Annotated in this window: 9 protein-coding genes; 7 read left to right on the top strand and 2 right to left on the bottom strand. The window is 62.8% G+C overall.

The window, feature by feature from the left end:
• Together VN004_RS06740 and VN004_RS06735 are read left to right on the top strand one after the other, a co-directional pair.
• Nucleotides 1-914 (top strand): FAD-dependent oxidoreductase (locus tag VN004_RS06740; protein ID WP_325608255.1); only part of this gene is annotated, 914 nt, incomplete at its 5' end.
• Nucleotides 915-1,014: 100 nt separating this feature from the next.
• Nucleotides 1,015-2,022: a metal-dependent hydrolase gene (locus tag VN004_RS06735; RefSeq protein WP_325608253.1), complete on the top strand. Its 1,008-nt coding sequence runs from the start codon at nt 1,015-1,017 to the stop codon at nt 2,020-2,022.
• A gap of 18 nt (nt 2,023-2,040) precedes the next feature.
• Here VN004_RS06735 and VN004_RS06730 read toward each other — a convergent pair whose 3' ends face one another.
• On the bottom strand, nt 2,041-2,394 hold the full coding sequence (locus VN004_RS06730; protein ID WP_325608251.1) for an ArsC family reductase: 354 nt from the start codon (nt 2,392-2,394) through the stop codon (nt 2,041-2,043).
• Between the two features lie 169 nt (nt 2,395-2,563).
• On the opposite strand from VN004_RS06730, the gene VN004_RS06725 reads away from it, so the two are divergent.
• The 5 genes from VN004_RS06725 (at nt 2,564) to VN004_RS06705 (ending at nt 6,629) form a co-directional block, all read left to right on the top strand.
• Nucleotides 2,564-2,917: a metalloregulator ArsR/SmtB family transcription factor gene (locus VN004_RS06725; protein WP_325608249.1), complete on the top strand. Its 354-nt coding sequence runs from the start codon at nt 2,564-2,566 to the stop codon at nt 2,915-2,917.
• A complete protein-coding gene (locus VN004_RS06720; protein ID WP_325608247.1) occupies nt 2,914-3,396 on the top strand; it encodes an SRPBCC family protein in 483 nt (160 codons plus the stop codon). Before VN004_RS06725 ends, VN004_RS06720 begins: the two co-directional genes overlap by 4 nt.
• Before the next feature lie 199 nt (nt 3,397-3,595).
• Entirely contained in the window at nt 3,596-4,342 is a 747-nt protein-coding gene (locus tag VN004_RS06715) for a GntR family transcriptional regulator (protein ID WP_325608246.1), read from the top strand.
• A 45-nt stretch (nt 4,343-4,387) separates the two neighbouring features.
• The gene (locus VN004_RS06710) at nt 4,388-5,413 is read left to right on the top strand and encodes a TRAP transporter substrate-binding protein (RefSeq protein WP_325608244.1); all 1,026 of its coding nucleotides are present in this window, start codon (nt 4,388-4,390) and stop codon (nt 5,411-5,413) included.
• Between the two features lie 91 nt (nt 5,414-5,504).
• Complete coding sequence (locus VN004_RS06705; RefSeq protein WP_325608242.1) at nt 5,505-6,629, top strand: cobalamin-independent methionine synthase II family protein; 1,125 nt, start codon at nt 5,505-5,507, stop codon at nt 6,627-6,629.
• Between the two features lie 105 nt (nt 6,630-6,734).
• Here VN004_RS06705 and VN004_RS06700 read toward each other — a convergent pair.
• The coding region (locus tag VN004_RS06700; protein ID WP_325608240.1) for a flavodoxin family protein at nt 6,735-7,609 on the bottom strand (875 nt) is incomplete at its 5' end.

Here is a 7,609-nt window from a genome sequence, read left to right as displayed (position 1 = left end):
ATGGCGCGCGCATCGAGGCGCTCCTGATCGAAACCAAGTCGGGCCGCCAGGCGGTTCGCGCCGGCCTTTTCATCGATTGCTCGGGCGACGGCGACCTCGCGGCCTTTGCCGGCGCGCCGTTCGAATGCGGCGACGACGATGGCGGCATGCTCTATCCGACCATGATGTTCCGGCTGAACGGCGTGGATGCGGAGGCCGCCGGCGAAGCCTGGAAGACGATCCCCGCACTGATGGATGAAGCCGAGAAACGCGGCGTGCGCTTCCCGCGCAAGGGCGCGATCGTGCGGCCGATGCTGCATTCGACCGAATGGCGGGTGAACGTCACCCAGCTCAAGTCGCCGAACGGACTCGCTCTCGACGGCACCGATGCGCGCCAGCTCAGCGCCGGCGAAATCGAAGGGCGCAGGCAGGTGCGCGCCTTCTACGAATTCCTGAAGGAGAACGCGCCAGGCTTCGCGCAGAGCTACATCATCGACATCGCGCCGCAGCTCGGCATTCGCGAGACCCGCCGCATCAGCGGCGCCTACAGCCTGACGCGCGAGGACGTACTGACTTGCGCGAGCTTCCCGGACAGCATCGGCGTCAACGGATGGCCGATCGAGGCGCATGTGGCAGGCGACGTGATCTGGGAATGGCCCGACATTCCTGGATCGCGCGACTACAACCAGCTGCCCTATCGGATGCTGCTGCCACGCGATGTAGCAAACCTTCTCGTCGCCGGGCGCTGCGCGTCGATGACCCATGAGGGCCAGTCGGCTGCGCGCGTCTCGGGCGCCTGCTTCGTCATGGGCGAAGCGGCCGGGACAGCCGCGCATCTCGCACTTGCGGGCAATCGCAGCCCGGCCGACATTCCGGTGGCGCAATTGCAGGATCTGCTCGCGCGCAGCGGCGCCTTTCTCGGCACCGACGAATGACCTTCGCCTTGCCGTCCGTGATCCCGTTTGTTCGCGGAGGCTCCTGCTTGCGGTCGGCCTGACGGCCGCCAATATCCTGTCCACACTCTGATCGGGATCTATGGATTCGCTTACGCAATTCGCGCTCGGCGCGGCTATCGGTGTCGCGGTCATGCACCGGCGCAGCAAGCCGTGGAAGGCCGCGCTGATTTGCGGCCTTGCCGCGACGCTTCCCGATCTCGACGCCTTCTATAATCACGGCGATCCGGTCGCGAACGTCACCCTGCATCGCGGCAACAGCCACGCCGTATTCTGGCTGACGGTCATTTCTCCTTTGGTGGCTTTCATCGGAGCGATTGCGGCGCGCGAGCGCGATCGCTTCATGCGCTGGTGGCTCGCGGTCTGGCTCGCGCTCGTCACCCACCCGATCCTCGACTGGTTCACGGTCTATGGCACGCAGATCCTGCGGCCCTTCACCGATCACCCCTACGGGCTCGGCAGCATCTTCATCATTGACCCGTTCTACACGCTGCCGCTGCTGATCGGGATTGCGGCGGCGCTGATCCTGCGGAACGAGCGCGGCTGGCGCGTGAATGCCGCCGGGCTGATCGTGAGCACGCTCTATCTCGGGTGGAGCGTGTTCGCGCAGGCCCATGTGACGACCATCGCCGAAGCCTCGTTGGAGGCGGATGACCGTAAGGTCGAACGTCTCCTCGTGACGCCGACCGCCTTCAATACGGTGCTGTGGCGCGTCGTGGCGATAACGCCCGACGGCTATCTCGAGGGCTATTATTCGCTGTTCGATCGCGACAGGCGGATAAGGTTTTCGCTCTATCCGCGCGGCGAGGCGCTCTACGAAACACTGCAGATCACACCTTCGGTGCAGCGTGTCGCGCGGTGGAGCCACGGGCTGTTCAAGATGAGCGAGCGCGACGGGCGCATCGTCATCACCGATCTGCGCATGGGCCAGGAGCCGTATTACAGCTTCAACTTTGTGGTGGCACAGCGGCAGAATCCGGCGCTGTCGCCCATGCGCCCGACGCTCTTTCGCGAGCAGCATGACCTGCGCCAGGGCGTCGCCTGGCTGTGGCGACGAATGTGGGCTGACGACCAGCCGCCGCCGAGATAGCCCGCGTCTCTCCCGCGGTCACGTCTTGCCGAACGCCGCCTTGTAGTCTTCGGGCTTGAAGCCGACCAGCAGAGCCTTCCCGGTGTCTAGCACCGGCCGCTTGATCATCGACGGCTGCGCCAGCATCAGCTTGATCGCCTTTGCCGCGGTGAGGTTTTCCTTGTCGGCGTCCGGCAGCTTGCGGAACGTCGTGCCGGCGCGATTGAGCAGAACTTCCCAGCCGACCGTCTTGCTCCAGCGCTCGAGATGCGCCTTGTCGATGCCCGACGCCTTGTAATCGTGGAAGATGTAGTCGACGCCAGCCTTGTCGAGCCAGGTCCTCGCCTTCTTCATGGTGTCGCAATTCTTGATGCCATAGATCGTCACGGTCATCGCGTCACTCCTGCTGCCGCCGTTTATCGGGCCTCGCTTTCCCGCGGACAAGCCGTCGTCGCCGCATGTGGACAAAAGCTCGGCAACACTTAGGTGTTGACCTAACTATTTTGAACGGCTATCCAAGCAGCGGAATTTGCTTATCCACGCCAACGGGATTTGGGCCCTCATGAGCGGATCGCTTGCGACCTCGGACGCGCGTCCCGTGGACCATGTGTTCCGCGCGCTGTCCGATCCGACGCGTCGGCATGTCCTCGAGCGGCTGTGTCGCAGCCCCGCTTCCGTCAGCGAGCTCGCAGCGCCTTTTGAAATGGCGCTGCCGTCATTCCTGCAGCACCTGCGCGTGCTCGAAGAGTCCGGCCTCGTGCGCTCGCACAAGAGGGGCCGCGTGCGGACCTACGAGCTGTCGCCGAAGCGCCTCAAGCTCGCCGAAGACTGGCTCGCACGCCAGCGCAACCTGTGGGAACGCCGTCTCGACCAGCTCGACGCCTATCTTCTGGAATTAAAGGAGAAAAGTTCATGAGTGCATTGATCAAGCCCGATCCGAAACTCGACCTTGTCCTCGAGCGGGTGATCGACGTTCCACGCGAGCTGGTATGGAAGGCCTGGACCACGCCGGAGCATCTCAAGCATTGGTTCTGTCCGAAGCCGTGGTCGGTCACCGAGTGCGAGATCGATCTGCGCCGCGGCGGCATCTTCCGCACCGTCATGCGCTCTCCCGACGGTCAGGAATTTCCGAACGTCGGCTGCTATCTCGATATCATTCCGAACGAGCTGCTGGTGTTCACCGATGCGTTGCTGCCGGGCTATCGGCCGTCGGAGAAGCCGTTCTTCAGCGCGACCCTGCAATTGTTCGAACAGGGCAAGGGCACGACGCGGTATGTCGCGACCGCGCTGCATCGCGACCCTGAGGGCCGCAAGCAGCATGAGGACATGGGCTTCCATGACGGCTGGGGGACGGTCGTCACCCAGATGGTGGATTACATCAAAGCCAAGATGTGAGCCGCCCTTGCGTCGCAGCCGGCGCGCCGGGCCGGATGCTTGCGTTCCGAAAGCCGACCCGGCGCTGCCCCCGTGAATACAATTCTTCGCGAAAACGCGGGCCAAGTCGGGTCTTTTGCGGCGTTTTCCCGATTGACATCCCGCAAAATTGTATACAGCCTGCGCCTTAGGAACCTCCCACCCGGCCCAGGCATCGGCGATGGACGCCCCCTCCCCGCAGAATGTGAGCGCGCTGATGAAGCTGCGCGAGCTCATCCTCAGCGGCGAACTGAAGGCCGGCGAGCGGCTGTCCGAACTGGCGCTGGTGGAGCGGCTGGGCGTCTCGCGCACGCCGATCCGCACCGCGATGATGCGGCTCGAACAGGAGGGGCTGGCGCATCCGATCCCGACCGGGGGCTTCGCGGTGTCGGGTTTCAGCGAACGCGACATTCACGCGGCGATCGAAATCCGCGGCACCCTGGAAGGGCTTGCCGCACGGCTCGCCGCGGAACGCCGGCCTTCTGGAACTGACCTCTCCGGATTGAAGGAGTGCCTCGCAGCACTCGACCGCCTGATCTTCGAGGACGGCGTCACCTCGGACAATTTCTCCCGCTATGTCGACCTGAACGGCTGCTTTCATCAGATCGTCATCGACCTTGCCGACAGCAACGTGCTGTCGCGACAGATCGCACGCGCGATCGCACTGCCCTTTGCTTCGGCTTCGGCGTTTGTCACCGTGCAGGCACAATTGCCCGAAGCGCGCATTCTGTTCACGGTGGCGCAGGATCACCATCGCTGCGTGGTGCGCGCGATCGAGGACGGCGAAGGCGAACGGGCGGAATTCATCATGCGCGAGCATGCCCGGCTCGCGCGGCGCAATCTCGAGATCGCGTTGCGCAATCACAAGACGCGCGACCTCGTGCCCGGCTCGTCGCTGATTAGCTTCGAGTCAAGACTTGCTGTATGAGTTTTGCGTGCTGCGTCAACGAAAATAACATCGGAGGAACGCTAAATGAGAAGGTCATTGTTATGTCTGACGGCGTTGTCGGCTCTTGGTCTCGCGACCGGTCCGGTCGCGGCTCAGGACAAGCCGGTGGAGCTGCGCTTTTCGCACTGGGTGCCGCCGCAGCATCCGATGCATGCCGCCGCGGTCGCCTGGGCTGAGTCGATCAACAAGGCATCGAACGGCACCATCAAGGTCACGATCTATCCGTCGCAACAGCTCGGCAAGGCGTTCGACCATTACAACATGGCGCGCGACGGCATCGTCGATATCTCCCACGTCAATCCGGGCTATGAGCCCGGCCGTTTCCCGATCGTTGCCGCGGTCGAACTGCCCTTCATCTTCAACAACTCGAAACAGGGCAGCGCGGCGATGGACGAGTGGTATCGCCGCTACGCCGACAAGGAGATGAAGGACGTCAAGTATTGCCTGATGTTCGCGCATGATCCCGGCACCTTCCACTTCACCAAGAAGAAGGTGCAGATGCCGACCGACATGAACGGCATGAAGTTCCGTCCGCCAAATGCGGTGATCGCGAACTGGATGCGCTCGCTCGGTGCGAGCAATGTCCAGGCCGCAGCGCCTGAAATCCGCGACGTTCTCGAAAAGGGCGTGGCGGAGGGCGCGGGCTCGCCCTGGGGCTCGATGGGACTGTTCGGCATCGACAAGGTGACCAACTTCCACATCGACGTGCCGATCTATGTCTCCGAACAGGTCTGGGTGCTGAACCCGGCGACCTATGCGAAACTGTCCCCCGCCCAGAAGAAGGTCATGGACGAGCATTGTTCGAGCGACTGGTCGCTGAAGATTGCGACGCCATGGGCCGATTTCGAATCGGCCGGCAAGGACAAGGTCAAGGCGCTGCCGGGACAGGATATCTATCCGCTGACCCCGGATCAGCTAGCGGCTTGGAAAAAGTCCGCCGAGCCTATCGTGGCCAATTGGGAAGCCGACGTGAAGAAGACGGGCCAGGACCCCAAGGCGGTGCTTGACGACCTGAAAGCGACGGTGAAGAAGCGCAACTCGGCCTACTGACAAACAACCCCACGCATGAGGCGCGGCGCCCATGCCGCGCCTCCTTTTTTCTCCCAAGCGGACATTTGTCCAAGAAACTCAAGGCAGAACCATGAAGCGTAGCGAAAACCGCATCCTGACCACGCATGTCGGCAGCCTCGTCCGATCAAAAACCGCGATCGAGGCCGTCAGGAACCGCGACCAGAAGAAACTCGAAGCCGAAGTTACCGATATCGTAGCGCGACAGGTGAAAGCCGGGATCGACATCGTCAACGACGGCGAATACGGCAAGTCCGGCTGGGCCAATTACATCCTGGAGCGCCTGAGCGGCTTCGAATTCCGGCCGAACAAGATGTATGAGGCGGTCTGGCTCGGCCGCGACCGCATCCGCTTCAATGAATTCATGAAGGAGCAGTTTCCGCGCGGCGCAGCCGGCTCGCCGGGACATGCCTGTGTCGGCCCGATCAAATATACCGGTCAGGATGCAATCCGAGGCAATATCGCCGCGCTGAAAGCCGCGCTCGAAAAGTCGAAGCCCGAGGACGTGTTCTTCACCGCGGTCGCGCCGGCAAGCGTCGGATACGATGCCGAGAACGAGTATTACAAGAACGAGGAAGATTACGTCTTCGCGATCGCGGACGCGCTGCGCGAGGAATATCTTGAAATCATCAAGGCCGGATTCGTGCTGCAGGTGGACGATGCGGTGCTCGCCAACATGTTCGACCACCTCACCCAGGAAAGCCCGAAGCGATATTACGACTGGGCTGAGCTGCGTGTCGCAGCTCTGAACAAGGCGCTCGAGGGGATTCCCGAGGACCGCATCCGCTATCACATCTGCTTCGGCAGCTGGCACGTGCCTCATGTCGCCGACGCTCAACTGAGCGACATCGTCGACCTGATGCTCAAGGTGAAGGCCGGCGCCTATTCGATCGAGGCCGCCAATGTCCGCCACGAGCACGAATGGAAGCTGTGGAAGACCAAGAAGCTGCCGGCCGGCAAGATCCTGATCCCGGGGATCATCACCCATCACACCACGACGGTGGAGCACCCTGAGCTGATCGCCGAACGCATCGTCAATTTTGCCGGCGCCATCGGCAAGGAAAACCTGATTGCCGGCACCGATTGCGGCTTCGCGCAGGGCGAGACGACGCAACGGGTGCATCCGCAGGTGATGTGGGCAAAGTTCGAAAGCCTCGCCGAAGGCGCGCGGATCGCAAGCAAGCAGCTCTGGGGCTAAAGCGTTTCGGCTGACGAGGGCATCGCTTCGCCACGTCCTTGTCGTCCCCGCCTAGGCGGGGACGACAGCATAAGAGCGGCTGCATCTGTGAAAACCGAATGCGCTTCAGCGCCGGAAATTGGGATGGGCCTTGCGGCCGGCCCGCTCCAGCGTTTGCGGCGGTATGGTCGTCAAGAGCCGCCTCGACAATTCGATGGAGCGGCGGGCGAGTTCGGCCGCTCCCTCGTGCAAATGCACTGAATCCTTCACATCGCGCACGTTGTTCTCCATGTCCTCGGCCGACCAGCCGCGGCTATGCGCGATGTAGGGAAATTGCGGAAAGTGGAAGCCAAGCTCGGCGAAGAAGCCAAGCATCTGGCCGGCGACACCCTGCACATTGTCCTGTCCGCCGACGATGATGAACGACGCCACCTTGTTGCGGATCATCACCCGGTTGCGCGTCGTCACCTGGTTCTGGATGCAGTTCAGCCGCTCCGCCATCTTGAAATAGAGCGCACTCGCCTGTCCCCACCGGATCGGCGTCGCGATAATCACCACATCTGCCCAATGGACCAGCGCCTCGTACACGGCATCGAGTTCGTCCTTCGGATCCATCTGTGTGATCGAGCACGGCCATGTGCAGGCGCGCGCAGCTTTTGAGTAATAGCCCTGGCAGCTGCGAAATTTCAGGTCGTTGAGTCTGATCAGCCGGGTCTCGCATCCCTCTTCGGCAGCGGCTTTGAGCGCCGACGCCAGAAGATCGTCAGACCCCGAATAGCGTGGCGCCTTCGGATCCATCGCGGTCGTGGACAATCCGGCGACGCGGACGGGGCCTTCGGCGCGCACGATCGGACGGGCGAGCGGATGCGGCTCTTGCGGCGCGCGATGACGCGCGGTGCCCGCTTTCACGTTGACCATGACGCGGCCGGCCTCGACCTTCACCGGAAAGGCGGGAACGCGGTCTGCCTCGAAACCCGGTTCGCCGAGTCCGGTCAGGCGGT

Source organism: Pseudorhodoplanes sp. (assembly GCF_035565855.1).
In the GTDB taxonomy this organism is placed as follows: Bacteria; Pseudomonadota; Alphaproteobacteria; order Rhizobiales; family Xanthobacteraceae; genus Pseudorhodoplanes.
Note: the sequence above shows the minus strand (reverse complement) of the source record. Positions and strands in the feature narration are given on the sequence as shown.

What these genes read in the sequence shown, in the direction of transcription:
- VN004_RS06735 (WP_325608253.1), top strand. Translation starts at nt 1,015, where the DNA reads ATGGATTCGCTTACGCAATTCGCGCTCGGCGCGGCTATCGGTGTCGCG.
- VN004_RS06730 (WP_325608251.1), bottom strand. Translation starts at nt 2,394, where the DNA reads ATGACCGTGACGATCTATGGCATCAAGAATTGCGACACCATGAAGAAG.
- VN004_RS06725 (WP_325608249.1), top strand. Translation starts at nt 2,564, where the DNA reads ATGAGCGGATCGCTTGCGACCTCGGACGCGCGTCCCGTGGACCATGTG.
- VN004_RS06720 (WP_325608247.1), top strand. Translation starts at nt 2,914, where the DNA reads ATGAGTGCATTGATCAAGCCCGATCCGAAACTCGACCTTGTCCTCGAG.
- VN004_RS06715 (WP_325608246.1), top strand. Translation starts at nt 3,596, where the DNA reads ATGGACGCCCCCTCCCCGCAGAATGTGAGCGCGCTGATGAAGCTGCGC.
- VN004_RS06710 (WP_325608244.1), top strand. Translation starts at nt 4,388, where the DNA reads ATGAGAAGGTCATTGTTATGTCTGACGGCGTTGTCGGCTCTTGGTCTC.
- VN004_RS06705 (WP_325608242.1), top strand. Translation starts at nt 5,505, where the DNA reads ATGAAGCGTAGCGAAAACCGCATCCTGACCACGCATGTCGGCAGCCTC.